General features: G+C 69.6%; 26 protein-coding genes. 15 read left to right on the top strand and 11 right to left on the bottom strand.

Going from position 1 to position 24,795, the window contains the following annotated elements; all coding sequences use genetic code 11:
• The first annotated feature begins 4 nt into the window (after nucleotides 1-4).
• Together MLG_RS02755 and MLG_RS02750 are read left to right on the top strand one after the other, a co-directional pair.
• Nucleotides 5-589, top strand: coding sequence for a lytic transglycosylase domain-containing protein (locus MLG_RS02755; protein WP_011628287.1), 585 nt, complete (start codon nucleotides 5-7; stop codon nucleotides 587-589).
• Nucleotides 590-734: 145 nt separating this feature from the next.
• Nucleotides 735-1,118, top strand: a complete 384-nt coding sequence (locus tag MLG_RS02750) for a DUF6746 family protein (RefSeq protein WP_011628286.1) — start codon at nucleotides 735-737, stop codon at nucleotides 1,116-1,118.
• A gap of 702 nt (nucleotides 1,119-1,820) precedes the next feature.
• Here the strand turns inward: MLG_RS02750 and trmH are convergent.
• Nucleotides 1,821-2,483: a tRNA (guanosine(18)-2'-O)-methyltransferase TrmH gene (gene trmH / locus MLG_RS02740; RefSeq protein ID WP_011628285.1), complete on the bottom strand. Its 663-nt coding sequence runs from the start codon at nucleotides 2,481-2,483 to the stop codon at nucleotides 1,821-1,823.
• Nucleotides 2,484-2,579: 96 nt separating this feature from the next.
• On the opposite strand from trmH, the gene MLG_RS02735 reads away from it, so the two are divergent.
• Nucleotides 2,580-3,431, top strand: coding sequence for an SDR family oxidoreductase (locus tag MLG_RS02735; protein ID WP_011628284.1), 852 nt, complete (start codon nucleotides 2,580-2,582; stop codon nucleotides 3,429-3,431).
• Between the two features lie 21 nt (nucleotides 3,432-3,452).
• Here the strand turns inward: MLG_RS02735 and tamB are convergent, their stop codons facing one another.
• Both tamB and tamA read right to left on the bottom strand, forming a co-directional pair.
• A complete protein-coding gene (tamB, locus tag MLG_RS15815; RefSeq protein ID WP_011628283.1) occupies nucleotides 3,453-7,304 on the bottom strand; it encodes an autotransporter assembly complex protein TamB in 3,852 nt (1,283 codons plus the stop codon).
• Nucleotides 7,301-9,049, bottom strand: coding sequence for an autotransporter assembly complex protein TamA (tamA, locus tag MLG_RS02725; protein WP_232209275.1), 1,749 nt, complete (start codon nucleotides 9,047-9,049; stop codon nucleotides 7,301-7,303). The genes tamB and tamA overlap by 4 nt, the downstream gene beginning before the upstream one ends.
• Nucleotides 9,050-9,211: 162 nt before the next feature.
• Here tamA and MLG_RS02720 point away from each other — a divergent pair, with 162 nt between their 5' ends.
• From MLG_RS02720 to MLG_RS02710, 3 genes are read left to right on the top strand one after another with little or no spacing between them, the layout of a single operon-like run.
• Nucleotides 9,212-10,780, top strand: coding sequence for a bifunctional GNAT family N-acetyltransferase/carbon-nitrogen hydrolase family protein (locus tag MLG_RS02720; RefSeq protein WP_011628281.1), 1,569 nt, complete (start codon nucleotides 9,212-9,214; stop codon nucleotides 10,778-10,780).
• A gap of 27 nt (nucleotides 10,781-10,807) precedes the next feature.
• Entirely contained in the window at nucleotides 10,808-11,233 is a 426-nt protein-coding gene (locus tag MLG_RS02715; protein WP_011628280.1) for a PA2779 family protein, read from the top strand.
• Nucleotides 11,233-12,177, top strand: a complete 945-nt coding sequence (locus MLG_RS02710; RefSeq protein ID WP_011628279.1) for a PA2778 family cysteine peptidase — start codon at nucleotides 11,233-11,235, stop codon at nucleotides 12,175-12,177. The genes MLG_RS02715 and MLG_RS02710 overlap by 1 nt, the downstream gene beginning before the upstream one ends.
• A 12-nt stretch (nucleotides 12,178-12,189) precedes the next feature.
• Here MLG_RS02710 and MLG_RS02705 read toward each other — a convergent pair whose 3' ends face one another.
• Nucleotides 12,190-12,921, bottom strand: a complete 732-nt coding sequence (locus MLG_RS02705) for a DUF3429 family protein (RefSeq protein ID WP_011628278.1) — start codon at nucleotides 12,919-12,921, stop codon at nucleotides 12,190-12,192.
• A 185-nt stretch (nucleotides 12,922-13,106) separates the two neighbouring features.
• Here MLG_RS02705 and sufT point away from each other — a divergent pair, with 185 nt between their 5' ends.
• The 4 genes from sufT to MLG_RS02685 all read left to right on the top strand — a co-directional run bounded on the left by sufT (nucleotide 13,107) and on the right by MLG_RS02685 (nucleotide 16,023).
• Nucleotides 13,107-13,658, top strand: a complete 552-nt coding sequence (gene sufT / locus MLG_RS02700; RefSeq protein WP_011628277.1) for a putative Fe-S cluster assembly protein SufT — start codon at nucleotides 13,107-13,109, stop codon at nucleotides 13,656-13,658.
• 390 nt (nucleotides 13,659-14,048) lie between these two features.
• Entirely contained in the window at nucleotides 14,049-14,348 is a 300-nt protein-coding gene (locus tag MLG_RS02695; protein ID WP_011628276.1) for a hypothetical protein, read from the top strand.
• Nucleotides 14,349-14,592: 244 nt separating this feature from the next.
• Complete coding sequence (gene amrB, locus MLG_RS14645; protein ID WP_011628275.1) at nucleotides 14,593-15,270, top strand: AmmeMemoRadiSam system protein B; 678 nt, start codon at nucleotides 14,593-14,595, stop codon at nucleotides 15,268-15,270.
• Nucleotides 15,271-15,366: 96 nt separating this feature from the next.
• The gene (locus MLG_RS02685; RefSeq protein ID WP_011628274.1) at nucleotides 15,367-16,023 is read left to right on the top strand and encodes a PP2C family protein-serine/threonine phosphatase; all 657 of its coding nucleotides are present in this window, start codon (nucleotides 15,367-15,369) and stop codon (nucleotides 16,021-16,023) included.
• A gap of 83 nt (nucleotides 16,024-16,106) precedes the next feature.
• Here the strand turns inward: MLG_RS02685 and MLG_RS02680 are convergent, their stop codons facing one another.
• The 4 genes from MLG_RS02680 to MLG_RS02665 form a co-directional block, all read right to left on the bottom strand.
• Complete coding sequence (locus MLG_RS02680; protein ID WP_011628273.1) at nucleotides 16,107-16,454, bottom strand: c-type cytochrome; 348 nt, start codon at nucleotides 16,452-16,454, stop codon at nucleotides 16,107-16,109.
• Entirely contained in the window at nucleotides 16,454-16,792 is a 339-nt protein-coding gene (locus MLG_RS02675; protein ID WP_011628272.1) for a c-type cytochrome, read from the bottom strand. The genes MLG_RS02680 and MLG_RS02675 overlap by 1 nt, the downstream gene beginning before the upstream one ends.
• A gap of 111 nt (nucleotides 16,793-16,903) precedes the next feature.
• On the bottom strand, nucleotides 16,904-17,173 hold the full coding sequence (locus MLG_RS02670; RefSeq protein ID WP_011628271.1) for an acylphosphatase: 270 nt from the start codon (nucleotides 17,171-17,173) through the stop codon (nucleotides 16,904-16,906).
• The gene (locus MLG_RS02665) at nucleotides 17,170-18,507 is read right to left on the bottom strand and encodes a virulence factor BrkB family protein (protein ID WP_011628270.1); all 1,338 of its coding nucleotides are present in this window, start codon (nucleotides 18,505-18,507) and stop codon (nucleotides 17,170-17,172) included. The genes MLG_RS02670 and MLG_RS02665 overlap by 4 nt, the downstream gene beginning before the upstream one ends.
• Before the next feature lie 125 nt (nucleotides 18,508-18,632).
• Between MLG_RS02665 and wrbA the strand changes: the two genes are divergently transcribed.
• On the top strand, nucleotides 18,633-19,238 hold the full coding sequence (gene wrbA / locus MLG_RS02660; RefSeq protein ID WP_041717878.1) for an NAD(P)H:quinone oxidoreductase: 606 nt from the start codon (nucleotides 18,633-18,635) through the stop codon (nucleotides 19,236-19,238).
• On the top strand, nucleotides 19,232-19,645 hold the full coding sequence (locus tag MLG_RS14640; RefSeq protein WP_011628268.1) for a DUF2069 domain-containing protein: 414 nt from the start codon (nucleotides 19,232-19,234) through the stop codon (nucleotides 19,643-19,645). Before wrbA ends, MLG_RS14640 begins: the two co-directional genes overlap by 7 nt.
• Here MLG_RS14640 and hda read toward each other — a convergent pair whose 3' ends face one another.
• Together hda and MLG_RS02645 are read right to left on the bottom strand one after the other, a co-directional pair.
• Nucleotides 19,646-20,383: a DnaA regulatory inactivator Hda gene (gene hda, locus MLG_RS02650; RefSeq protein ID WP_011628267.1), complete on the bottom strand. Its 738-nt coding sequence runs from the start codon at nucleotides 20,381-20,383 to the stop codon at nucleotides 19,646-19,648.
• Between the two features lie 124 nt (nucleotides 20,384-20,507).
• Nucleotides 20,508-21,542, bottom strand: coding sequence for a DUF2066 domain-containing protein (locus MLG_RS02645; RefSeq protein ID WP_011628266.1), 1,035 nt, complete (start codon nucleotides 21,540-21,542; stop codon nucleotides 20,508-20,510).
• Between the two features lie 130 nt (nucleotides 21,543-21,672).
• Here MLG_RS02645 and purM point away from each other — a divergent pair, with 130 nt between their 5' ends.
• From purM to MLG_RS02630, 3 genes are read left to right on the top strand one after another with little or no spacing between them, the layout of a single operon-like run.
• A complete protein-coding gene (purM, locus tag MLG_RS02640) occupies nucleotides 21,673-22,716 on the top strand; it encodes a phosphoribosylformylglycinamidine cyclo-ligase (protein ID WP_011628265.1) in 1,044 nt (347 codons plus the stop codon).
• On the top strand, nucleotides 22,713-23,393 hold the full coding sequence (gene purN / locus MLG_RS02635; RefSeq protein WP_011628264.1) for a phosphoribosylglycinamide formyltransferase: 681 nt from the start codon (nucleotides 22,713-22,715) through the stop codon (nucleotides 23,391-23,393). Before purM ends, purN begins: the two co-directional genes overlap by 4 nt.
• Nucleotides 23,394-23,430: 37 nt before the next feature.
• Nucleotides 23,431-24,165 (top strand): DUF3108 domain-containing protein, encoded by a 735-nt coding sequence (locus MLG_RS02630; protein ID WP_011628263.1) that lies wholly within the window; start codon nucleotides 23,431-23,433, stop codon nucleotides 24,163-24,165.
• Between the two features lie 46 nt (nucleotides 24,166-24,211).
• Here MLG_RS02630 and MLG_RS02625 read toward each other — a convergent pair whose 3' ends face one another.
• Nucleotides 24,212-24,676, bottom strand: a complete 465-nt coding sequence (locus tag MLG_RS02625) for a GlcG/HbpS family heme-binding protein (RefSeq protein WP_011628262.1) — start codon at nucleotides 24,674-24,676, stop codon at nucleotides 24,212-24,214.
• Between the last annotated feature and the right edge of the window lie 119 nt (nucleotides 24,677-24,795).

Below are 24,795 nucleotides of genomic sequence, written 5' to 3'. Positions count from 1 at the left end.
GCCCATGCGCTGGCTGCTGACACTGTTGCTGCTGGCCGGCCTGGCCGTCGGGCCGGCACCGGCAGCGCAGGCCACCGGCGCGCAGGGTCAGGCGCCCGACCCGGCCCTTCGGGCCGCGCTGCAAGAGGCCATGGAAGAGGGCGATAGCTTTGACAACCGCTACGTGGCGCAAGTCTGGCTGGTGGCCATGTCCGCGCGGATCGAGGACCGGGTGCCGGACCCGGACCAGCGCATCCGATTGCTGCGCAAGGTGCACGCCGAGGCCACCCGGGCCGGGCTCGACCCCCAGTTGGTCCTGGCGGTCATCCACGTGGAGAGCAACTTCAACCGCTTCGCGGTCTCCACCGCCGGTGCCCGCGGGATTATGCAGATCATGCCCTTTTGGCTGGACGAGATCGGCCATGACGGCGACAACCTGTTCGACCTGGGCACCAACCTCCGGTTCGGCACCACCATCCTCGCCCACTACCTGGCCATCGAGAACGGCAACACCACCCGTGCGCTGGCCCGCTACAATGGAAGCCTGGGGCAGACTTGGTACCCGGAGCGCGTCTACCGCGCCCTGAAGCGCCACTACCGCTTCGACTGAGCCGCGGCGCCGGGTGGGATTACTGCCACCCCCTCGTCCCTGCGGCAACAAGTCGCACCCGGTCACGGCCCATTGTCAATACGAATGATTGTCACTACGCTCTGACGTGTGGCAGCCCATCCCAACCCATAAGGAAGCGAACATCATGAAGACTCGATTCACCCTCCTGCCCCTGCTGCTTGCCGGCTTACTGTCCGGAGCCCCCCTACTGGCCGACGAGCCCGACCGGGCCGACCATTTCAAAGGCCTGGAGGCCGACACGCTGGAGCAGGCGCTGGAGAACTACGCGGAGTACAACCAGCGCCTGACCGAGGTGCTGAGCGCGGATACCCTCAGCACCGAGGACATGGTGGCCATCCACGAGCTGACCTACACCCTGGAAAACGCCCTGGAGAGGATCCAGGAAGAGACGGAACGGTTGGCCTGGCTACTGGAGGAGATCCACCTGGGCTCGGAGCACTACGACGAGGCCCGGATCCGGGAGAACGCCCCGGAGTACCTGGAGAAGTCCAACCTGCTCACCGACTGACACCGACGGGTGAATCGCCGCATCGCTTCGCTCCTCTTGATGAACTTGGCCAGACGCTGCGGACGCCCCCTAGCCTCACTGCGAACGCGGACCCACCCCCACCGTCACTGCGAGCGCGGGCCATTCCCCACCGTCACTGCGAGTGAGGCGAAGCCGACGCGGCAGTCTACCCCTCTGGATCGCCACGGGCCTTCGGCCCTCGCGATGACGGGGAGGGGCTGGCTAGCCCTCTTGAAGAACTTGACTATGCCGGAAGCGGAAAGTCGCCCCCACCGTCACTGCGAGGAGGCGAAGCCGACGTGGCAGTCTACCCCTCTGGATCGCCACGGGCCTTCGGCCCTCGCGATGACGGGGAGGGGCTGGCTAGCCCTCTTGAAGAACTTGACTGTGCCGGAAGCGGAAAGTCGCCCCCACCGTCACTGCGAGGAGGCGAAGCCGACGTGGCAGTCCACCGCCCTGGATCGCCACGGGCCTGCGGCCCTCGCGATGACGGGGAGGGGCTGGCTAGCCCTCTTGAAGAACTTGACTGTGCCGGAAGCGGAAAGTCGCCCCCACCGTCACTGCGAGGAGGCGAAGCCGACGTGGCAGTCTACCGCCCTGGATCGCCACGGGCCTTCGGCCCTCGCGATGACGGGGAGTAGGTGGCGGCCCTCGCGATGACGGGGGGTGGGTCTCCGGGTGGCGGGGGTGGAAGTCTGGTGTTTAGGACGGGGCGTGTGTCCAGATCACGCCGCCGTCCTCGTCCAGCGCGGGGTAGGGCCGGCCCTCTTTGCGGCAGCGTTCGGCGATCCTCGGGTGCAGCCACTCCACCAGGGTGCGGGTGATCTCCGCCTCCGCCATCCGTGGGGTCTCGTATTGCCCGGCCGCCAGGCGCTGGCGCTGGGCCTCGAACAGGATCACGGCCGCCGCCACCGAGACGTTCAGTGACGCCCCCAGCCCGAACATGGGGATGATCACATGCCCGTCGGCCAGCGCGGCACCCTCCTCGCTGACGCCCTCCTTCTCCGCCCCCAGCAGCAGGCAGCACGGTTTGGTGTAATCCACCTGGCGGTAGTCCACCGCCTGCTCTGACAGGTGGGCGGCGTAAACCTTCATGCCCTGTCCCTGCACGGCACGGACGGCGGCGGGCAAATCGGCGTGGGTCTCCACCGCCACCCACTGGCCGGTGCCCGACGAGGCGGCGCGGTGCACCGTGAAGTCCTGGTGCCGGGAGACCGCATGTGCCCGGGGCACGCCCACCGCATCGCAGGTACGCAGGATGGCGGAGAGATTGTGCGGCTTGTGGACCTGGTCCAGCAGGACCTGCAGGTCGGGCTGGCGGCGCTCCAGGGTCTGGCGCATACGGTGCAGGCGTCGTGCAGTCATGGCTCCGGTTTGATCGCTTGAGTGATTTGGGGGACGCTACTATACACCCAGTGCCCGCCGGACCAGGACGGGTGATCCGTGAGGAGAGAGAGGGCCATGCAGAGCAACGAGCACGTACTCATCGCCGGCTGTGGGCAGTTGGGCACCGCCCTGGGGCAGCAGTTGGCCGAGGCGGGCCATCGGGTCACCGGGCTGCGCCGGCGGGCCGACGCCATCCCACCGCCGCTGGAGCCGCTGGCCGCGGATCTACAACGCCCGGAGACATTGGCGAAGCTACCGGCCGACATCGGCCTGGTCTACTGCATCCTCACCCCCGACGAGTACAGCGATGACGGCTACTGGCGCGCCTACCACGACGGGCTGTTGGGCCTGCTGCACGGACTGGAGCGGGCGGGTGCCCAGCCGCGCCGGCTGATCTTCGTCTCCAGCACCTCGGTCTACGGCCACGACGACGGCCGCTGGGTGGACGAATGGACCGAACCGACGCCGGCCACCCGGCGCGCGGAGGCGCTGCTGGCCTCAGAGCAACTGGCCCGGGAGAGCGGCCTGGAGACCACCGTGGTGCGTTTTTCCGGCATCTACGGCCCCGGGCGGGAGTACCTGGTGCGCCTGGCCCGTGAGGGCCGGCCCTGCCGCCCGAACCACTGGACCAACCGGATTCACCATGAAGACTGTGTGCGGGCGCTGGCGCACCTGCGGCTGCGGGATGTGGAGGCGACCACCTACATCGCCACCGATTGCGAGCCGGTGCGCCAGTGCGAGGTGCTGGACTGGCTGGCCGACCGCGTGGGGGCCGACCGCCCGCCGCGGGCCGACAGCGACGCCCCGGTCACCGGCAAGCGGCTGAGCAACAGCTTCCTGCTGGCCTCGGGGTTTCGCTTCCTCTACCCGGACTACCGCAGCGGCTATAGCTTCGTGCGCCGCTGCCCGGAGCCGCCGGCCCCCTGAGGGCCCGGGTGCAGGCCGGACTCACTCCTCCCGGTCCGGCTCGCCGCGGCCGCCGAACTCGAACCGGTACATCAGGTCCAGGGCGTTCTCCACCCCGCTGACCGCCTCCAGGAAGAGCTGCCGCGCCAATTGGTAACGCAGGGTGAGGGTGTTCTCGGGGTTGAACACCCCCACCCCGTAGCTGAGATAGAGCCGGGGGTTCAGGTAGCCACCGATCACCACCTGGGCCTCGTCCCCCTCACCCACGGCCTCCACCTCCAGGTCCTCTACGCCCAGGGCCTGGCCCAGCCCGCCGACGATGCCGGAGGCACCCCGCACCCCCAGCCCCAGGGCAGCCGAAGCCATCATCGCCTCGGCACCGTCCCCCTCAGCACTCAGCGGCCGGCCGCGGATCAGGTAGGAGAGCGCCTCGTCGTCGGGCATGGCCGGTTCGGAGAAGAGGCTGGCGCGGGGGTCGTCGGCGCGGCCCTCCACCCGGATCCCGGCCACCACGTCGTAGCGGGGCACGTCACGCACCGCCTCGATCTCCAGTTGCGGCTGGTCCACCGGGCCAGCGAACAGCAGGTTGCCGCGCCGGATGCGCAGGTTCTGGCCGTAGGCCCGGTAGCGGCCATCGACCACCCGGATCTCGCCAACGCCCTCCGCCACATCGTCGTCGCGCAGGCGCACCCGCATATTGCCCTCCAGGGCACCGGTGAGGCCGAAGGCGGTCAGCGTCAGCGACTCCGCACCCAGCCGCAGCTCAACGTCCACGTCCAGGTCCCAGCCCACCAGTGCCTCCTCGTCCACCACCAGCATGTCCTCGGTGCGCTCCACCACCACCACGTCCGGGGAGAGGCCGACGGCCTGCTGGGGCAGGTCCTGGATCTCGATCGTGCCCCGGGGCACATCCACCCGCCCGCGCAGGAGGATGTGATTGGGCCGGACCACGGCACGCAACGCGGGCCAGACCTCGAGATCGAGCCCGGGTGGCAGAAAGACCTCCAGCGCCTCGCCGTCCAGGTTGGCGAACACCTGCCAGGCCTCGCCGCCCCAGAGGACCCGGCCCCGCAGTTCACCACGGCCGGCACCGGCCCGGAACGTCCCCGCGTAGTCCGCCTGGGCCCCGGCCACATCCACGGTGAACTGAATATCGCTGAGGGTCACCGGCAGCTCTGGGCCGTCGGCCAGACCGTCCTCCAGGGTGATCTGACCGCGGATGTCCGGCGCCGTCCAGTCACCGCCGATGTCGGCTTGGGCCCGCAGCACACCCTCCAGGCGGTTAAGCTGCGGGACAAAGGCCCGGGCCACCGATACCCCCAGGTCCTCGAGCACCAGCTCGCCGTCCAGCCCGCGCGCCCCGGGCCTGGGATCGGTGACCAGACGCAGCCGGGCATCGCCGAGCTGGGCCGAGCTCAGGTCCACGGCCAGCTCGGTGCGGGTCTCGGTGTAGTCCAGCCGGGCGGTGAGCGACTCGTAACGCAGCTCCTCGTGGTCCTGCTCGTCGTCCTCGTCATCCAGCCGGATGCGCAGGGTACCGTCCTCGCTGACCAAGGCGAGTTCTGCGACCAGGGCCTCGCCCCAAGTGACCCGGCCCTCGGCCCCCAGGGCGGCGCGCAGCGACAGGTCCTCGGGCAACCAGGGCCGCAGGCCCGCCTGCAGGTCATAGTCGCTGAGACTGAAGATCAGCTCGCCGCTGGCGGCGGCGACGGCCGGTTCGTCCACACACAGCCGGCCTTGCTCATTGACCGTCCAGCAGTGGGCGTCCACGCGCAGGGCACCCGGATCGCTTCCCCAGGCCAGGGGCAGCGGTTGCTCCAGGGCCAGGCGATGGCCGTAGCGCGGGGCCATGAGCCGGGCATGAGCCAGCGTCCCCTGCCAGTCACCGCTGGCCCGGTCGAAGGCCCCCGCCAGGGCCAGGTCCACCTCCAGCCCACCGCGGCCGCCGGCGACCAGGGTGGCCCGATGGTCCTCCTCCCGGCCGGTGACCTCCACCACCACCTCGTTCAGGTGCTCGGGGCCGGCGGCCAGATCGTCGAGCCGCAGTCGGATCCGGCTGTCCGCCTCCCCCAGGGCGGGGATCCGGGCGGAGAGCGCCAACCGCCCGAGGACCAACCCGCCGGGTCCGCGCAGATCGCGCCCGGCCAACTCCAGCTGCAGGTCGGGCCGCTCCCGCGCACCACCCACTTGAAAATCGCCCTCCAGGGCGCCGGCCAGCTCCGGCACCCCCAGGACCGCCAGGTCGGGCAGGCGGAGAGTGCCGACCAGATCCCACTCCTCAGCCAGCGCGCCGGCCACCGACAGGCCGGTCTGACCGTCCACCGACAGGTTGAGTTCGTCGAAGCGCAGATGACCGGCGGCATCCAGGTCCACGGCCCCGTCCAGCGCCAGGGCATAGTCCTGCACCCGGGCATTGACGCCGGGAATCGACAGCCGCAGCTCGGGGCCCTCCGGGGTCAGCCGGCCGGCACTCTCCAGCCGACCGTCCACCCGCTCCGGGGCCCCGTCCCAGAACCCACCCGGGTTCAACCCCCGCAGGGTCAGCCCGAGGTCCCACTGCGGCGGCCCGGACCAGTCCACCACCCCCGCGAGTTCGGCGCTGCCCTCCAGCAGTTCCAGGGTCAGCGCCTCGACCCGGGCCCAGGTGAGATCGCCGTGGGCCTGCAGGTCGAGCCCGGCGGCCGGCAGATCCGGCCCGGTCAGGTCGCTGCGCAGGTGCGCCCGCCAGCCGGCGAGATCCCCGCTCAGGCGGAGCTCGCCATCGCGGGCCCGGTAGCCCTCGGGATCATCCAGCGGCCAGCCCAAATGCGACCAGCGGGCCTGCAGCTCGACCGGCAGCCGGGCATCCAGCGGCGCCACCTCCCCGTCCAAGGTCAGCGACTGATCACCGGTCGCCGCGGCCAGGGCAAAGGTCAGCCCTGTCTGCAGCGTCCCGGCCAGCTCCAGGTCCAGTTGCGGGGTGTCGGGCAGCGCCAGCGGCAGAAGCGGTGCCAAACCCTCCCCCCCGGACAGGGACAGTTGCAGGGCCAGCGGCCAGTCGCCGGCCAGTTCCAGCCGGCCCTGGCTGCGCAGATCGCCGTAGGGGTGACTCAGGTCCAGCCGCGCCAACCCCAGTTGCTGGCCCTCCAGGCTGGCGGTGAGGTCCACATCGGGCAGGGGCAGCGACTCGTCGGCACCGGGCAGCCACAGCGCACCCTCGCGCAAGCGAAAGACGTGCAGGTGGACGTCCAGCGGCAGATGCACCTCGGGCAGTACCGGCGGCGTGTACTGGAAATCGGCCAGAGCCGTGCCTGCCGCCGTGTCCGGTTCGGCGTCACCGTCGACCGCTGGCTCGGCCTCCGGCAACCGGATCTGCAGGCCCCGCAGCTCAGTGCGCACCAGGGTAAGCACGTCGCCCTCCAGCGCACCCTCCAGGCCCAGGAAGTCCAGAGCGATGTCCTGACCGGCCACCCGCAACCGTGCGCCGCGCAGTTCCACCCCCGCCAGCCGGAGGTCGATGGGCAGATCCAGCCGCCCCATGAGGGCCTCGGCCGGTGGCGGCTCGGGCCCGGGCTCCTCGGGCGCGGCCTCCGGGATCCGCGCGTCCAGATCATGGACCTGCGCCCGACTGAGGCAGAAGGCCCGATCGGTCAAACAGGCGGGGTCCCAGCGGGTCACCACTCGGCCAGCCGTGACCACCAAGTCGCCATCGCGCCAGCCGGAATCCGCCAGCTCCAGCCCCCGCCAGAGGCTGCCGCCGGTCACCTCCAGGGTCAGGCGCGGCTCGACCCGCTGGGCCAGATCCGCCGCCGTACGCGCCCCGGAGGTGGTACCCACCAGCCAGGCCGCTGTCCCGGCCAGGATCACCATCAGCCCGAGCAGGCCCCAGAACAGGATGCGCAATGCCCGCCTCATATCTCCGGCCCCATGGAGAAGTGCAGCCGCCAGGGGTTGCCCGATTTGCTGAGCGCCGAGGCGAAGTCCAGCCGGATCGGGCCCACCGGCGAGATCCAGCGGATACCGAACCCGGCCCCCACCTGTGGGTCGGGGTCGTCCAGATCGTCAAAGGCGTTGCCGGCATCGGCGAAGACGGCCGCCCGCCAGCGGGGCCGGAAGGTATAGCCGTACTCGGCACTGGCCACCGCCAGATAGCGGCCGCCGATGACATCGCCTTCGGCATCCTCCGGCCCCAGAGTCTGGTAGCGGTAACCGCGCACGCTCTGATCGCCGCCGGCAAAGAAGCGAAGGGACGTTGGCACCTTGCCGAACTGGCTGGAGATGAGCGCACCCAAGTCGCCACGGACCAGGATCCGGTGGTTGTCCGCAAAACTCCGCAGCAGCCGGGCCCCGGTGCGCACCCGGAGCAGGTCGATATCGGAGCCCATCCACTCGTCCGTGCCCTCGACACTGAACAGCAGGCGATCGCCCCAGTAGGGGTCGGCGCCGCCCCGGGCCCGGTTGCGGGTCCAGCTGCCGCTGGGCAGATAGAGGGTGGTGGTGCGGGTGTCGTCGGAGACCGTGAACCGGTCCCGGTCCCAGCGGAGCCCCAGGTTCTGCTGCCAACCGCTGTCGAAGCGGTGCTGGTGCTGCACGGAGACGGTCAGCAGCTCGCTCTCGGTGTCCTCAATGTCCTCGAACTGGAAACCCGCCTGGAGGATCAGTTGGGTGCGCAGCGGGTCGGCCAGCGGGATCTTGTACCGGGTGGAGATGTTTTGGCGCGGCTCCGAGAGCTCGGTATCCACCGACAGGCTATGGCCCCGTTGATTGACCCAGGGCCGGGACCAGCCGGCACGGATGCGGGGTCCGACATCGGTGGAGAAGCCCGCCCCCAGACGGACCTGGTGGGCGCGTTCGGCGGTCAGCTCCACCTCCACCGGCACCCGCAGGGCCTCGTCGGCCTCCCGGGGCTCAGGGCGGACGGTGACCCGGGCAAAGTACCCGCTGTCCCGGAGGGCCCGGTTGAGGGCGGTGATGTGCTCTGCCCGGTAGGGCTCGCCGGGCTCGAAGGGCACCAGCCGCTGAAGGAACCAGGGGGCCAGCGCTGTCTCGGAGAACGTCACCTCCCCGAGCCGATAGCGACGACCGGTATCGAAGTGGAGCATCACAGTGGCCTCACCGGCCGCCACGTCCACCTCCACCCGCCGCCGGGTGTAGCGGGCATCGAAGTAGCCCCGGTCCAGCGCCAGGCTCTGCAGCTGCCGGCGGGCCGTCTCGTAGCGGTCATGGCGCAGCACGTCACCCGGCTGCACGGCGAGCCGCGCCTGGATGCCCTCGAAAGCCGGGTCGTCACGCGCCTCGCCCTCGATGCGCAGATCCACCGCGGCGATGCGCACCGGCTCGCCCGGATCGATGCGCAGGATGAACCGCGGCCCGTTATCGGTCTCCTCGCGCTCGACGTCGATCTGCGGCCGGTAGTGACCCAGCGCCTGGAGGGCCTGAGCGGCCCGTTCCGGCAGTTGGCGCTCGTAAGTGCGCAGGGCCCGGCGGCTGTCGCCGGCGGGCTCGCCCAGCCAGGCCTCGACATTGTCCCGCAGGGCGCCACTGACGCCCTCCACCCGGACCTCCACGCCATGGGCCGCCGGCGCCATGACCAACAGCAGGACCAGGACGCTGGCCACGAGGTGCCGGCGACAGGTGATCGAAAAGCCGGGTACATTCACAAGCGGTGGCAGGCTCCATGGCCGGGACCGGAGGAAAGAACCAATCATTTTCTACGTTGTAGCAACGGGGGCCATCCGCGCGCAAGCGCCTTCGAACACTGGCCCCGATTGGAAGATGCCCTATACAATCGCAGCATCACCCCGGCCGCACGGAGCCTTCGCATGAGCGAGCAGGACAACGCCCCCACCAGCTCCGATCTGGAGGAGCACCGGTTACGCCTGCGCAACCTCAAGCTGGAGGACTACCCGGACATCAAGCACATTATGGACCAGGTCTACCCCGGCAGTATGGGCGGGGCCTGGTCGCGGGAGCAGTTCGCCGCCCAGATCAACCGCTTCCCGGAGGGCCAGATCTGTGTGGAGGACAACGGCCGGGTGGTGGCGGCGGCGCTCACCCTGATCGTGGACTACAGCCGCTTCGGCGATCGCCACACCTACGAGGAGATCACCGGCAACGGCTATTTCACCACCCACGACCCGAAGGGCGATGTGCTCTACGGCGTGGACGTCTTTGTCGACCCGGAATACCGGGCCATGCGGCTGGGGCGACGGCTTTACGACGCCCGCAAGGAGCTGTGCCGGCGGCTCAACCTGCGCGCCATCGTCGCCGGCGGGCGCATCCCCGGCTACAAGCAGCACGCCGATGAGATGACGCCGGAACGCTACATCGAGCTGGTAAAGCAGAAGGAGATCTACGACCCCATCCTCTCCTTCCAGCTCGCCAACGATTTCCACGTACGCCGGGTGATCACCGACTACATGCCCGAGGACCGCGAGTCCCACGCCTACGCCACCCTGGTACAGTGGAACAACATCTTCTACGAGGCCGCCGAGCCCCCGCTGATCGCCGCCCGCAGCAAGGTGGTGCGGGTGGGCGCGGTGCAGTGGCAGATGCGCCCGGTCACCTCGCTGGAGGAGTTGATGGGGCAGGTGGAGTTCTTCGTCGACGCGGTGGCCGGCTACAACGCGGACTTCGCCCTGTTGCCCGAGTTCTTCAACGCCCCGCTGCTGGCCCAGTTCAACCAGGACAACCCGGCCGAGGCCATCCGCGGCATGGCCCAGTACACGGACGATATCTGCGAGGCGATGTCCCGGCTCGCCGTCTCCTACAATATCAATATCGTCGCCGGCTCCATGCCGGTCTACCGGGACCAGGTGCTGTACAACGTCTCGTTCCTGTGCCGGCGCGACGGCACCATCGACCACCAGTACAAGCTGCACATCACCCCGGACGAGCGCAGCTACTGGGGGGTGCGCGGGGGCGACAGCCTCAAGGTGTTCGAGACCGACGTCGGCCGCGTGGGCATCCTCATCTGCTACGACGCTGAGTTCCCGGAGCTGGCGCGTATACTGTCACAGCAGGGCGTGGAGATACTGTTCGTGCCGTACTGGGTGGACACCAAGACCGGTTACCTTCGGGTGCGCCGCTGTGCCCAGGCACGCGCCATCGAGAACGAGTGCTACACGGTCATCACCGGCAGCGTCGGCAACCTGCCGGACATCGAGAACATCGACATCCAGTACTCCCAGTCGGCGGTCTTCTCGCCGGCGGACTTTGCCTTTCCCCACGATGCTATCGTGGCGGAATCCACTCCCAACACCGAGATGACCCTGATCGTCGACCTGGACCTGGACAAACTGACCGAGCTGCGCAACGAGGGCTCAGTGCGCAATTACCGCGACCGGCGGCTGGACCTCTACCGCATCCAGTGGTTGGGCCGCCAGGACTAACGCCGCTGACCCGTGAGGAGAGACACCATGAGCATGATGCACCCCACGATCCGTCGCTTCACCGCGCTGCTGCTGACCGGACTGATGCTGCTCAGCATGGCCGCCCCCATTGCCGCCCAAGGCAACCCTGCCGGCATGGTGGCCACCGAGACCCTGGTCGAGGAAATGCGCGGCGAGCAGATGCGCGCCGAGCTGCAGGCCTTTCTGGCCCGCGACGAGGTGCGCGACCAACTCGCCCGGCTGGGCGTGGACCCGACCGAGGCGGAACAGCGGGTGGACCTGCTGACCGATCAGGAGGTGGCCGAGATGCACGGCCGCCTTGAGGACCTGCCGGCCGGGGCCGGTCTGGGGACCGTGGTGGGCGCGGCCGTCCTGATCTTTCTGGTGCTGCTGGTGACGGACATCCTCGGTTTCACCGACGTCTATCCCTTCGTCACCCGCACCGCGAACTGATGGCCTGGCGTGCCGCGGGACTGGTGATCTGCCTGCTGGTGCTGGCCGGGTGTGCCAGCACCAGCACCCTGCGCGAGGGGCTGCCGGAGCCGCCACCGGCGGTGGAGATAGCGGACGTGCCCTTCCACCCCGATGAGACGCTCTACTGCGGCCCGGCCTCGCTGGCCACGGTGCTGGAGTGGAGCGGGGTGGAGACCACCCCAGAGGCCCTGATCCCGGCACTGCACGTACCGGAGCGGGGGGGCACCCTGCAAAGCGAACTGGTGGCGCAGGCGCGGCATCAGGGGCGGCTGGCCTACGTGCTGCGCCCCCGCACCGAGGCCCTGATCACGGAACTGGAGGCCGGCCATCCGGTGGTCGTCCTGCAGAACCTAGGCCTGGGCATCGCCCCGCGCTGGCACTACGCGGTGCTGGTGGGTCTGGACCCGGCAGCGGACGAGTTCATCCTGCGCTCCGGTCCCCACGAGCGCCACCGCACGCCTGTGAACACCTTCCTGCGGACCTGGGCACGCGGCGAGAGCTGGGCGCTGGTGGTGCTCGAGCCGGGCCAGGTCCCGGCCAGTGCCGACCCCGGACGCTACATGGAGGCCGCCCACGCCCTGGAGGCCACCGGTCAGCAGGCCGCCGCCAAACGCGCCTGGCAGGCCGGTATCAGCCGCTGGCCGCAGAGCCCCCACATGGCGGTGGCGCTGGCCAATCTGCATTTCGCCCAGGGCGACCTGGAGCAAGCGGAGCGCCTGCTGCGCCAGGCCCTGGAGCGCAATGCGGGATCGGGCGCCGTGTACAACAACCTGGCCTGGATCCTGGCCGAGCAGGGCCAGTGGTCCAGCGCCCTGCAGATGGCCGAGCAGGCCGTCGCCGAAGGCGGGCCACACCGCAACCAGTTCCGCCAGACACTGGAAACCTTGCGCGAGCAGGCCGGAGACCGGGCCGCCAACGACTGACCCCCGCGCTGTTCAGGCCACCCACACCCGCAGGGTGGCCAGCGCCAGCAGCAGGATCACCACCCCACTGAGCCGGAAGCGCAGTTGCTGATACCAATCCGGCAACTGAAGCACCCCGGCCGCCCGGCGCTCGTAAAGCCACCACCCCAGGAACCCAAGCAGCAGCAGGGGCAGCCCGGCCCAGGGCAGGAGCAACAGGGCCAACCAGCCCACCAGCGGAGGGATCACCGCGGCCACCAGGCCGCGCACGTCCCCCGTCCCCCGGGCCAGCGACATGCCCCAGTGGGTGGCACCAAGAAAGCTGAGGATCACCGCCCCGTAGGCCATCAACCAGAGTGAGAAAAACCGCCCGGTGGCCGAGTCCACGGCCGCAAACAGCAGCACCAGCACGCCGAAGGCGAAGGGCAGCAGCCCGGCATAGCTCAGGCGCTGTACCCAGGTCCGGGCCTCGGGCCCGAGCCCGGCGGCCCCCGCCTGCGGTGGGTCCAGGTAGTCCTGCAGGCCGCCGACGAAGCGCCCGTCGACAAAGACCTGGGGCAATGTCTTGTGCCCGGTCATCGCCTGCAGGGCGTGAAAGCGCTCGCGCATGGCGGCATCCCCCATCCCCATGCGCACCTCCCGGTAGGGCTGCCCGCGTGCCTCGGCCGCGGCTTTCAGCATCCCGGTCTCGGTGAGCTCGGAACAGAAGACCACCACACCCTTGTCGTCAAGTGCCTCTCGGATAGCTGCCTCATGGCTCGACACTGTCGGTTCTCCTTTCCAGCCGGCGGCTGCGGTGAGCGGGTGCCTTCAGCTTAGAAGCGAAGGGGCAAAGCGGCAATGACGACGCCGGCCCTGGGCCGAATCACGGCACACCGCTGGCGTCTTCGCTCACCCTTGGTAAAATACGCCAATTGCTGAGCCAACTACTTGGGTTTAGGAGGCGTTTCATGTATAGCCCCAGGGGCGAACCGGTGGTCTTCGAGCGGGACTGCGAGGCCGTCGTCATTCCGGCCGGTGAGTCCGGCACCATCCCCAAGGGCGCCGAGGGCGTCCTCACCCAGGCACTGGGCGGCAGCTTCACCGTCTACATCCAGGGCCATTTGTTCCGTGTCGCCGGCAAGGACGCGGACGCCATCGGCAAGGAGCCGCCCCAGCCCCCCGAACTGCCCCCCAACGCCACCGACGAGGACGTGGAGAAGCTGATCTGGGAGCAGATGGACACCTGCTACGACCCGGAGATCCCCATCAGCATCGTCGAGTTGGGCCTGATCTACGGCTGCGATATCACCAAGGACGAGGAGGGGCAGCGCCGGGTCGACATCCGCATGACCCTGACCGCACCCGGCTGCGGCATGGGCGATATCCTGGCCGACGACGTCCGGGCCAAGGTGGCCATGGTGCCCACGGTCAAGGATGTGAACGTGGAGCTGGTCTTTGATCCGCCCTGGAATCAAAGCATGATGTCGGAGGCCGCCCGCCTGCAGACGGGTCTGATCTAACCGACGGCCCCGCCTTACCCACCCGCCGGAAGGGCAGCCCCCTCCGTCGGGCCAAGGCTGACGGCCCCCTCCTTCCGGATCCATCAGCCTTAGCCCGACGGCCCCCTTCGAACCATAAAAACCTTCAATCATTTTTGGGGCTTACGGCCATTGCCCCGTCATGGTGCGTGGTCTTACCATACAGCCAACGTTGAGAGACGGAGTCCATCCCAGGGCACCCCGCGCTCCAGGCCGCCTTCCGGCGCCGGACATCAACACCAGACAACGACTGGCCCGGAGGCCTCCGGGCGGCACACCCGGCACGGGTGTTGCGGAAGCACAGTTATCGGCTTTTTCAATCGACGGGTGTGACGATCGTCGCGACGACGATACGTCTTCAGGAGGTGCGGTATGGCTGAAATGGTACGTGATCTGGATCGGGTGACCCTGACCTGCGAGCGGCTCGCGCGGATGACCGAGGCGGAGCGCCAAGCCTGGATGCAACAGGCCATGGCCGAACAGCGCGCCGTCGTGCTGCGCGAGATGCTGCGTGGGATCCGGGGCAAACTCGCCCGACTGCTGGGCCGGCGCGGCCAGGTGCTGCCGGTGGAGGAGCAACCCCGACCGGACCAGTACGACGAGCACACCCTGCGCGCGGTGAATGCCCACGGCGAGGCCAGCAACGAGGCCCACGCCCGGCGCGTGGCCTGAGCCGACCACAGGGTGGCGTCGTCCTGGCCGCCTCCCCCCCCGGGGGAGGCGGCCATTTTCGTTGTCCCAGCGCAAAAGCCCCGTCCCCACCCCTATGCTGCGCCCCGGAAGCTTTCCCCCAAGCGCCTTGCAAGCCCGCGTGAATGGCATAACTTGAAGGTAAGCCACGTCCATTCATGGGGTGTTCCCATGCCCGGGTGAGCCCTTATGGCCCCACCCGCACACCCCACCGGGGGAGTCCAATATGAGCGAAGTGCGCCGTCCCGTCGCTGCAGGCCTGTTCTATCCCGGCCATCCGGAGCTGTTGCGCCAGTCCCTCGACACCCTGCTGCGGGCGCATCCAACCCTGGGTACCCGCCCCCGGGCGCTGGTCCTGCCACCCGGCGGCCAGGCCCGGGCCGGGGCGGCCATCGCCGCGGCGTGCAGCCTGCTGCAGGCTGCAGCCGCGCCACCGAATCGGGTCTATCTGCTGGCCACAACCCCCCACCGCACGGCTGAAGGCCCCGCCTTCAGTGGCAAACGGCAGTTCGCCACCCCGCTGGGCCGCCTGACCCTGGATGCGGCCGGGATCGAGCGCCTGCAGGACGATGCGGGAGGCGCCCTGGACGACCGGGCACACGCGCTGGAACACCGGCTGGAGGCCCCCCTGCCCTACCTGCAACGGGTGCTTCCGCCGTTTCAACTGGTGCCCGTGCTGTTACCCGAGGCGGGCACCACCAGTGCGGCCTGTGGGCGCATCCTGCAGCTTGCCCTGGAGGATCGAGCGGGACTGCTGGTGGTAGTCGACGCACCCGACGGCCCCCTGGACCGCCAGCTCCAGGTTCAGGCGCGGGCCCTCGGCCTGGACCGGCAGCCGGCGCCCTCGGCCCCGGACCACCGCCGTGAGGGCCCAGACGCCCCCCTGGCACACAGCTTCCACTGACCGCCCTCGGCCGGGCATCCGGCCCCGGCTTTCCCCGACGGCCCTGGCTTGGCACAATCCAGGGCTGTTTCCGCGTCTTCCAGAGGGCAACTTTCCATGCAAGCGGGTGGTTTCACCGAACCGGGCCTGGGCCGGCCCCACAATGAGGATCATTTTGGCTACGACCTGCCGGCGGGGGTCGCGGTACTGGCCGATGGCGCCGGTAACCGGCCCCATGGGGAGGTGGCCGCCAGCCTGGCGGTGGAGACGGTACTGGCCATCGCCCGCAACCACCACGGTGCCGACCACACCTGGCTGGAATCCGGGGGCGAACCGCGCAAACTCGCACAGCTGGCCAACCAGGCCCTGCTCGCCCACACCGAGAGCAACCGCCGCCACCGCGGCATGGGCAGCACACTGGCCCTGCTCTGCGTGGCCCCGGCCGCCGTCAGCCTGGCCCTGGTGGGGGACTCGCCGGCCTACCGCCTGCGCGATGGCCAGATGACCGCCCTGGGCCCCGGTGACGCCGCGGATCAGGCCTTGGGCGAGCAGCCGCGGGTGCAGCCGGACTTGCATGACCTGGACCGCGCCGCCGGCGACCTGTTTTTGCTCTGCTCCGACGGCGTCTCATCCGCCTTGGACGATGAGGCCCTGTGTGCCCTGCTGATGGCCACCCAGAACGACCTGGCCGCCAGCGCGCGCCAGATCGTCCTGGAGGCACGCCAGGCCGGCGGCGAGGGTGACGCCTCTGCCCTGCTCGTGCGCCTGGACTGACCCGCTAGGCCCCGCTCACACCCACCACAACGCCACGGGGAGGCGCGGAGGCGTCCGCGTCCCCCCGTGGCAGGCGGGGCGCCTCAGCGGCGCCGGGGCGGGGTGTGCAGGGGGCCTTCCTGCTCGGCGTAATAAGCCGCCAGATCCCAGATATCGGCATCGCTCAGCCCGGAGGCCATGCCATTCATGATGGGGTTCTGGATGTCGGTATCCCGGTAGCGGCGCAGCATGCGCGCCATATAGTCGGCATGCTGCCCCGCCAGTTTCGGATACTGCGGATCCGGGCTGTTGCCATCCTCACCGTGGCAGGCGATACAGGCCGCGGACAGCTCCTGCCCCCGCACCGGATCACCCCGGTCGATGGCCGCCGCCGGCAGCGCCATGCACAACGACAATCCTCCCAACCCCAAAACCCAATAACGCTTCATCATCAACGCCCCCTGGAACCCGGTTCACTGGCTGCAAAGAAGGCCGCGATATCCTCTATGTCGCCCTCGCTCAGGCTGCGCGCCTGGGCGTTCATGGTGGGATGATCGCGCAGCCCCTCGCGGAAGGCCCTCAGGGCATCCACCAGGTACTGGGCATGCTGGCCGCCCAGTTTCGGCACGTGGTAGCTCGGGTAAACGTTGCGTTGCCCGGGCACCCCGTGGCAGCCCATACAGGTGTCGGCCTTCAGCGCGCCGGCCACCGGGTCGCCGGCCTGGACGGGGCCGGCCAGCATGGCGGCGGCCAGGGCAACCCCGGCCGCCATGGTTCGGATAGTGGGCATAAGCCTCCCCCTCGGTGCGAGTATGGGTTGGTGGGCCGTCGGCCCCCAAAACCCTTTGTTTTGCTCTACCTTCTGTTTAGCACAGCTCGGGAAGATTGCCCGAAAGGTGGTTTACAGCACCCGGAACCCTTCCGGCGGCTGCTCACCCACCGCCGACACCTCCACCCCCGTCACCTGGGCGTTGGGCGGCCCCTCCTCCAGCCACTTGGCCAGTTCATCCAACGCATCGGTGGGGCCGTGGGCCAGGACCTCGACGCGCCCATCCACCAGATTGCGGGCATACCCGCTAAGCCCCAACTGCTCCGCATGCCGCTTGGCGCTGGAGCGAAAAAAGACCCCCTGAACGGTCCCGGATACCAAAAAACGCCTGCTCTCGTTCATCGTTCCTCGCTTGGGCTGTTGGCTTGTCTCACCACCGGCCGGATCTGGGGCCGGCTGGTAAAGATATCGTCCAGTGATTCGGCCAGCCCGCTGGCCAGGCCGGTATCCGCCTGCGCCAGGCTGTCGGCCAGCCGCTGGTCCCAGTCATCCCCATCTTTGCGCAGGGCGGCCACGCTGGGCAATGGGAAGGCCTCGCTGCGGTAGAGATCGAGCAACGTGTAATGGGAGGGATCGCGTGCCAACATCCACTCGCCCTCGCCGTTGAGCTGGATGGCCCGGGCCCGGCGCAGGGGCCGAAGCACCTGCAGCACCCCCATCTCCCCGGCCGCCGGCTCCAACCGCGAGAGCGCCCGCGTGCTCAAACCCCGCCCCTCGCGCTGCGCCCGCCACAGGTGGCCCAGCACCCGCACCGCCAACCGGAAGGCGTCGCGCCCGGTGCCGGCCGCCCGGTGACGGGCCACCGAGTAGCTGGCCAGGGCCTGGGTGAACTCAGCACCCACCAGCACCACGACCCAACTGAGATAGAGCCAGATCAGAAAGATCGGCAGCGCCGCCAGGGCGCCGTAGATGGCCTCGTAGGTGGGGATATTGGCGACATACCAGCCAAACCCGCCCTTGGCCGCCTCAAACAGGGCGGCGGCGAGCAGGCCACCGAGCAGGGCATGGCGCAGGGGGACCCGGAAATTGGGCACCGCGGCGTAGAGAAAGGTGAAGGCCACCGTCTCAGCGACGAAGGGCATGCCCGCCAGTAGCAAACCCTGCAAGCCGCTGAGCGCCTCCAGCTCGCCGAAACGGGTCACGGAGATGACGTAGGAGCTGATGCCGAGGCTGGCCCCCATGAGAATCGGCGCCAGGGTGAGCACCGTCCAGTAGACCATAAAGCCGTGCAGCGGCCGGCGTCGCTGTTGCACCCGCCAGATATCATTCATTGCCCGGTCGATGGCGGCCATCATCAGCAGGGCCGAGACCATCAACGCCAGCAGCCCCACCACCGTGAGCCCGGCCGCCCGTCCGACGAAATCCTCCAGGTGCTGCTGCACCACCGCGGTGGAGGCGGGCACCAGGTTCTCGAACAACAGATCGAGCATCTGCTCGGTGAGCCCGGAGAAGACCGGAAAGGCGGCGAAGATGGACAGGCCGATGGTGAGCAGCGGCACCAGGGCCAGCAGCGTGGTGTAGGAGAGGGTGGCCGCGTTCTGCAGGCAGGCATCCCGGCGGAAGCGTTCGGCCACATAAAGCGGGAAGTCCACCGCCACGCGCAACCAGTCGACACCCTGAAGCTGTTCGCCAATGGCAGCACAGCGCTGCCTGATTGCCCCGACCGGGTTTGCCAAGATGCACTCCTCGGCGGTTGCGGGCCTGTAAGCCGCCCCGGCATACGCTACAATCGGCCGGGTTTGACACCCCGCTTGCCGGTGCAGCCCCCAGGGTGGCCGGCAGCCCTACGCGGATGATCGCGATGCTGGATATTCTAGTTCTTTACTATAGCCGAAACGGGGCCACCGCCGATATGGCCGAACAGGTGGCCCTGGGCATCGAGGAGAGCGGTGCACAGACCCGCGCCCGGGTGCGCACGGTGCCGCCGGTCTCCACCGTCTGCGAGGCAACGGCCGATGAGGTGCCGGCGAGCGGCCCGCCCTACGCCACCCTGGACGACCTCAGCGAGTGCGCCGGGCTGGTGCTGGGCAGCCCCACCCGCTTCGGCAACATGGCCGCACCGCTCAAGTACTTCCTGGACGGCACCAGCGGCCTGTGGCTGAGCGGTGCGCTCAGCGACAAGCCGGCCGCGGTGTTCACCTCCACCGGGAGCCTGCACGGCGGCCAGGAGAGCACCCTGCTAAGCATGATGCTGCCACTGCTGCACCACGGCATGTACCTGGTGGGCCTGCCCTACTCCGAGCCGGCCCTGGTCCACACCCGCAGCGGCGGGACCCCGTACGGCGCCAGCCATGTGGCCGGAGAGGCCGGCCGGGCCCCGCTGACCGAAGAGGAGCGGGTGCTCTGCCAGGCGCTGGGCCGACGGGTGGCGAGGGCGGCGGCCCGGCTGGGAGGGCTGGCATGCTGAGCCACCCGCGCACCCTGCACCGGCTGGCGGTGGCCAGTTACCTGGGCCTGATGGCCCTGCTGCTGGCCTGGTTGACCTGGCTGTCACCGCCCCCGCGGGAGCTCATCTCACTGGCCCTGGTGGTGCTCATCGGGCCGCTGCTATTGCCCCTGCGCGGCCTGCTCCACGCCCGCCGCTACACCATGGCCTGGAGCACCATGCTGATCCTGGTCTATTTCGTCCACGGTGCGGCCAGTGCCGCCACACCCGGGCTCAACCGCTGGCTGGGTCTGCTGGAGGTAGTCCTGGTGACGGTCTATTTCGTCACGGCGATCGTGTACATCCGTGCCACCGGCAGCAAGGCCCACGGGCGCCGCAAGCGCGGGGCCGGGGAAACGCCCGCCCCAACCAAGGACCGGGACAACTGATCAGCCCTCGTCGCCGCCCAGCACCTGCCGCACGAAGGGGATGGTGAGCCGCCGCTGGGCCGCCAGTGAGGCGCCGTCGAGCCGGTCGAGCAGCTGAAACAGGCCGCCCAGGTCCCGGGCGTAGCGACTGAGCAGGAAACGGCCGGTGTCATCGGGCAATTCCAGCCCCCGGGCCGCGGCCCGGGCCTGGAGCCCCTGCAACTTGCCGACATCGTCCAGGGGCTCCAGGCGCAGGGTCAGTCCCCACTGCAGCCGCGAGGCCAAATCCGGCAGCACCAGGGAGAGATCGACGGGGCGGCGGTCCGCGCTGAGGATCATATGCCCGCCGCTGGCCCGGGTGCGGTTGAACAGGTAGAAGAAGTGCTCCTCCCAGTCCGCCTCGCCGGCCAGCACCTGCAAGTCATCCAGTGCCAACAGGTCCATGCTCTCCATACCGGCGAGCACGGAGCCGGGCGGCATCCCCTGGAACTCGTTTAACGGCAGGTAGGCGGCCTTGAACCCCCGCTCACCGGCCTCGCGGCAGGCCGCCTGCAGCAGGTGGCTCTTGCCCACCGGCCCCTGACCGTAGAGGAACAGCAGCCGATCGCCGAACCCCATGGCGGCACGCCGGACCGCGTCCAGGGCCTGCTGGTTGGCGCCGGCGACGAAGGAGTCCAGGCTGGCGATATCCGTCCAGCGGATATCCAGGGCCAACTGCTGCACCGGCGGGGCGGATGTGTTGTCGGAGTCTGCTACCATGTCGCGCCTGCTGGGGAGAGGCCCGCATTGCACCCCCTGGCCGCTGGGGTGTCAAGGGCCGCCCCACGCCCGTGCGCGGCAGCGTGGGGGCCGGGACTCGGCGGGGCGGAGCGCCACCGCGGCGTCACTGGACCCAGCGGTACCGCGGCGGCGTGCCATTCTCGCCATCACCCGCCCGCTGCTCCAGGCTCAACCGCCGGGACTGCTCCAACGCGCCCAACGCCCGTTCGGCGGGCACGGCCAGGTCGAGCTCCAGGGCCAGATCGCCGCCGCGGGCCCCCTGCAGGCGCGCCTCGCGCACCTCGGGCAGCCCCTCCAGGTACTCCAGCACCGCGGCATAGGCCCCCAGGCTGTCGATGGCCACCTGTATGCCGAGGGTCGCCTCGGCGTCGCCGCCCAGGGAAACGCCGCGCTGGCGGGCCAGGGTGCGCACGGCATCCTGCATCGCCTGCGCCACCAGGGCCTCCCGGCTCTCCGCCCGCGCCCGATCCTCCGCCAGGGTGCGGCCATCGAGCAGCACCCAACGCCCCTCCCAGTCGTCATCGCCGCGCTGGCGCAGCCCCAGGGCCAGGGCGGGATGGCGCCCATAGCGCTCACTGGCCTCGGCAATGCGGTCGGTGAATCCGGCCCAGACATGGCTGTAGCTGAGCCCGCGGCGATCCTCCAGGTCCAGCAGCGGCAACAGCGGCGTCAGGCCTGCCCCCGTCGCCTCTGCGCGGACGACCTCCGCCAGCGCCCCGTCACTGCCCTCGCCGACCAGCTCACGCGATGCGCCCACCTCCTCGCCGGCCCAGACGATCAGCCGTGCGCCCTCCCCCAGCCAGACCGCACCGGTGTAATCGGACAGGGCACCGCGCAGGGCCTCCGGGTCGAAGCGCGCCTGCAACCGCAGGTCGTCACCGGCCTCGCCACGGTAGGCGTAACCGGCCAGCAGCCGCTCGGGGGCGTCCAGCAACTCCGCCAGACCGCGGGCCTGGGCCGGCTCGTCGGCGCCGGTTATCCGCTGCAGGAGCCGGTCCAGCGCTACCGCCAGGGCCGTGGCCCGGTCGTCCTCATCGCGGGTCTCCACCGCCACTTCCACGGTGTAAAAGGGATTGGCACCGGCCGGCATGGCCCACGCCAACACCGCCAGGAGCATCATCAGGGGCAGAACTCGCATCGCTCACACTCTCCAGACCACCGGCCAAAGGGACATCGCCGGTAACATCAGCCGGCCGGGCTATATTTCGGACCACCGGATCGCTACCATATCGGGTTCATTTGACTATCGAGCCCCGGGGGAGTTGCAAGTGGGTCCGGATCAGGAAGGCCTCACCTACAAGGCGGCCGGCGTCGACATCGACGCTGGCAACGAACTGGTCGATCGCATCCGCGACGACGTCAAGCGTACCATGCGGCCCGGGGTGCTGGGCGGCCTGGGCGGTTTCGGCGGGCTGTTCGAGGTGCCGGTGGACCGCTACCGCCGCCCGGTGCTGGTCTCCGGCACCGACGGCGTGGGCACCAAACTGAAGCTGGCCATCGAGACCGGCCGGCACGACGGCATCGGCATCGACCTGGTGGCCATGTGCGCCAACGATGTGCTGGTCACCGGCGCCGAACCGCTCTACTTCCTCGATTACTACGCCACCGGCCGGCTGGACGTGGAGGTGGCCGCGGCGGTGATCCGCGGCATCGCCGAGGGCTGCCACCAGGCCGGCGCGGCGCTGATCGGCGGCGAGACGGCGGAGATGCCCGGCATGTATGCCGAGGGCCACTACGACCTGGCCGGCTTCTGCGTCGGGGTGGTGGAAAAGGACGAGATCATCGACGGCAGCCGCGTCGGCGCCGGTGACGCGCTGATCGCCCTGGCCGCCTCCGGGCCCCACTCCAACGGCTACTCGCTGATCCGCAAGGTGCTGGAGCGCGCCCCGGAAGGCGCCGCCACCGAGGTGGACGGCCAGCCGGTGGCGGACCTGCTGATGGCCCCGACCCGGATCTACGCCAAGCCGGTGCTGGACCTGATCCGCAATCTGCCGGTGCATGCCATGGCCCACATCACCGGGGGTGGCCTGCCGGAGAACCTGCCCCGGGTGCTGCCCGAGGGCCTGGGCGCCAAGCTGCAACCCTGGAGCTGGCCGCCCGTCTTCCGCTGGCTGCAGCAGACCGGTCAGATCGCCGAGGCGGAGATGCTGCGCACCTTCAACTGCGGCGTGGGCATGGTGCTGGTGGTGCCGGCCGAGCAGGCGGACGCCGCACTGCAACGCCTCCGCCAGACCGGCGAGACGGCCTGGCGGCTCGGCGAGATCGGCACGCACGAGGCCGGGGCGCCGCGGGTCCAGGTGGTGGCGGCATGAGCGAGGCACCGCGACAGCCGCTGCCGGTGGTGGTGCTGATCTCCGGCAGCGGCAGCAACCTGCAGGCCTTCATCGATGGCCAGGCCCGTGGTGAGCTGCCCATCGACATCCGGGCGGTGATCAGCAACAGGGCCGACGCCTACGGCCTGGAACGGGCCCGCGCGGCGGGCATCCCCGGCGAGGTGCTCTCCCACCGCGGATTCGACGACCGGGCCAGTTACGATCGGGCACTGGCCGAGGTGATCGACCGCCATGAACCGGGGCTGGTGATCCTGGCCGGGTTCATGCGCATCCTGTCCGACGCCTTCGTCACCCACTACCTGGGGCGGCTGATCAACATCCACCCTTCCCTGCTCCCCGACTTCCGCGGCCTGCACACCCATGAACGCGCGCTGGAATCCGCGGTCCAAGTGCATGGCTGCAGCGTCCACTTCGTCATACCGGAGTTGGATGCCGGGCCGCTGATCGTGCAGGCGGAGGTCCCGGTGTGGCCCGACGACACCCCGGAGACACTGGCCCGCCGGGTCCAGATCCAGGAGCATCGCATCTACCCGCTGGCGGTGCGCTGGCTGGCCGAGGGCCGGGTCTGCATGCGGGAGGGCCGCACCTGGATGGACGGCCGGCCGCTGGAGCAAACCCCGCGAATCACCGCGGACACCCGGGTGGAAACCCTGTAGGGCGGGGGCATCCCCGACCCAAGGAGGCTTAGACGACATGCGCCGAGTGTTGCTGGCAATCGGGTTGGGACTGGCCCTGTCACCCTGGCACGCCGGGCTGGCGGGCGAACAGGCCGCCACCGGCGAGCTGCCGCCCTTCGCGGCGCAGTACCGGGTGCATATGGGCGCCTTCACGGTGGGCGAGGGCTGGTTCCGCTTTGAGCGCCCCGAGGCCGACCGCTACCGTTTCGAGGTCGCCACGCGTCCGCGCGGCATCATCCGCATGGCCTACCGCGACGAGACCAAGGAGGTCAGCGAAGGCACCATCAATGGTGATCAGTTTCGCCCGGAGCGCTACCACTACCAGCGCAGCGGCCGGCGCAACGAGCAGGAGACCCTGCTGTTCGACTGGGCCGCCGGCAAGGCCCGGGACAAGGCCGGTGACTGGGAGGTGGACCTGTCCGATGGCGTGAAGGACCGGGTGGTGACCACCATGGCGCTGATGCAGGACCTGGCGCGCGGCCGGACCGGCGATAGGACCTACCGGGTGGCCGACGACGGCGATATCGATGAATACCAGTTCCGCCTCACCGGCGAGGAGACCGTCGAGACCCCCGTAGGGACCTACGAGACCATCCGTTACGTGCGCGTTCGTGAGGGCAGCAGCCGGGAGACCCGGGTCTGGTCGGCACCGGAGCTGCACTACCTGCCGGTGCGGGTGGAGCATGTGGAGTCCGACGGCACCACCTTCCGGATGACGCTGGACCGCCTGGAAGGGATGGAGCCGATGTAACGGGGCCCCGCCGCCGGGCCATTGCCGGCGGCGGGGCCGACCGGCATCAGGCGGCCGGATCAATCCCCGGGGCCAGACCCGCGGCCTCGATACCCGCGATGGCGGCCTTCTCATCCTCCGGCGAGGCATCACCGCTCACCCCCACCGCACCGATGATCTGCGCCTGGTCGTCCAGCACCAGCACACCCCCCGGGACCGGCACCGCCTGGCCCCCGGAGGCGGTGGCCACCGCCGCCAGAAAGGCGTCCCGCCCCTGGTTGCGCGCCCCCACCGTGCCGCTGCCGATGCCAATGCCCAGCGCCGCGCCGGCCTTGCCCCGCGCCACCTCAAAGCGCACGTTGCCGGAGCCATCCTCTCGCTCCGCCGCCACCACGTGCCCACCGGCATCCAGCACCACCACCGTCAGCGGCTGCAGGGCCAGTTCCCGGCCCTTGGCCAGTGCCCCGGCGATGATCTTACGGGCCTGCTCCAGCGGCAGGCTGACCTTCAAGCGATAAACGTCTGCAGGCATGTTGTCCTCCTCCACCTTGTCTTGGGATCGGTCCTGACCGGGCTACCGGGTCAGGTGGCAATCTGGTCATATGGTCAAACCAGCTGCAAGGATAACAGGCTACGGTGTCTGCGATCATC

Origin of the sequence: Alkalilimnicola ehrlichii MLHE-1 (genome assembly GCF_000014785.1) — a bacterium.
GTDB lineage: Bacteria > Pseudomonadota > Gammaproteobacteria > Nitrococcales > Halorhodospiraceae > Alkalilimnicola > Alkalilimnicola ehrlichii.
This window is presented reverse-complemented; position numbering and strand designations above follow the sequence as displayed.

Coding starts and splice junctions, on each gene's coding strand:
- MLG_RS02645 (WP_011628266.1), bottom strand. CDS start 21,542: ATGCGAGTTCTGCCCCTGATGATGCTCCTGGCGGTGTTGGCGTGGGCC.
- trmH (WP_011628285.1), bottom strand. CDS start 2,483: ATGACTGCACGACGCCTGCACCGTATGCGCCAGACCCTGGAGCGCCGC.
- wrbA (WP_041717878.1), top strand. CDS start 18,633: ATGCTGGATATTCTAGTTCTTTACTATAGCCGAAACGGGGCCACCGCC.
- MLG_RS02755 (WP_011628287.1), top strand. CDS start 5: ATGCGCTGGCTGCTGACACTGTTGCTGCTGGCCGGCCTGGCCGTCGGG.
- MLG_RS02720 (WP_011628281.1), top strand. CDS start 9,212: ATGAGCGAGCAGGACAACGCCCCCACCAGCTCCGATCTGGAGGAGCAC.
- MLG_RS02710 (WP_011628279.1), top strand. CDS start 11,233: ATGGCCTGGCGTGCCGCGGGACTGGTGATCTGCCTGCTGGTGCTGGCC.
- hda (WP_011628267.1), bottom strand. CDS start 20,383: ATGGTAGCAGACTCCGACAACACATCCGCCCCGCCGGTGCAGCAGTTG.
- MLG_RS02685 (WP_011628274.1), top strand. CDS start 15,367: ATGCAAGCGGGTGGTTTCACCGAACCGGGCCTGGGCCGGCCCCACAAT.
- MLG_RS02680 (WP_011628273.1), bottom strand. CDS start 16,454: ATGATGAAGCGTTATTGGGTTTTGGGGTTGGGAGGATTGTCGTTGTGC.
- tamB (WP_011628283.1), bottom strand. CDS start 7,304: ATGAGGCGGGCATTGCGCATCCTGTTCTGGGGCCTGCTCGGGCTGATG.
- amrB (WP_011628275.1), top strand. CDS start 14,593: ATGAGCGAAGTGCGCCGTCCCGTCGCTGCAGGCCTGTTCTATCCCGGC.
- MLG_RS02625 (WP_011628262.1), bottom strand. CDS start 24,676: ATGCCTGCAGACGTTTATCGCTTGAAGGTCAGCCTGCCGCTGGAGCAG.
- MLG_RS02695 (WP_011628276.1), top strand. CDS start 14,049: ATGGCTGAAATGGTACGTGATCTGGATCGGGTGACCCTGACCTGCGAG.
- MLG_RS02675 (WP_011628272.1), bottom strand. CDS start 16,792: ATGCCCACTATCCGAACCATGGCGGCCGGGGTTGCCCTGGCCGCCGCC.
- MLG_RS02715 (WP_011628280.1), top strand. CDS start 10,808: ATGAGCATGATGCACCCCACGATCCGTCGCTTCACCGCGCTGCTGCTG.
- MLG_RS02670 (WP_011628271.1), bottom strand. CDS start 17,173: ATGAACGAGAGCAGGCGTTTTTTGGTATCCGGGACCGTTCAGGGGGTC.
- MLG_RS02735 (WP_011628284.1), top strand. CDS start 2,580: ATGCAGAGCAACGAGCACGTACTCATCGCCGGCTGTGGGCAGTTGGGC.
- MLG_RS02750 (WP_011628286.1), top strand. CDS start 735: ATGAAGACTCGATTCACCCTCCTGCCCCTGCTGCTTGCCGGCTTACTG.
- purN (WP_011628264.1), top strand. CDS start 22,713: ATGAGCGAGGCACCGCGACAGCCGCTGCCGGTGGTGGTGCTGATCTCC.
- MLG_RS02630 (WP_011628263.1), top strand. CDS start 23,431: ATGCGCCGAGTGTTGCTGGCAATCGGGTTGGGACTGGCCCTGTCACCC.
- sufT (WP_011628277.1), top strand. CDS start 13,107: ATGTATAGCCCCAGGGGCGAACCGGTGGTCTTCGAGCGGGACTGCGAG.
- MLG_RS14640 (WP_011628268.1), top strand. CDS start 19,232: ATGCTGAGCCACCCGCGCACCCTGCACCGGCTGGCGGTGGCCAGTTAC.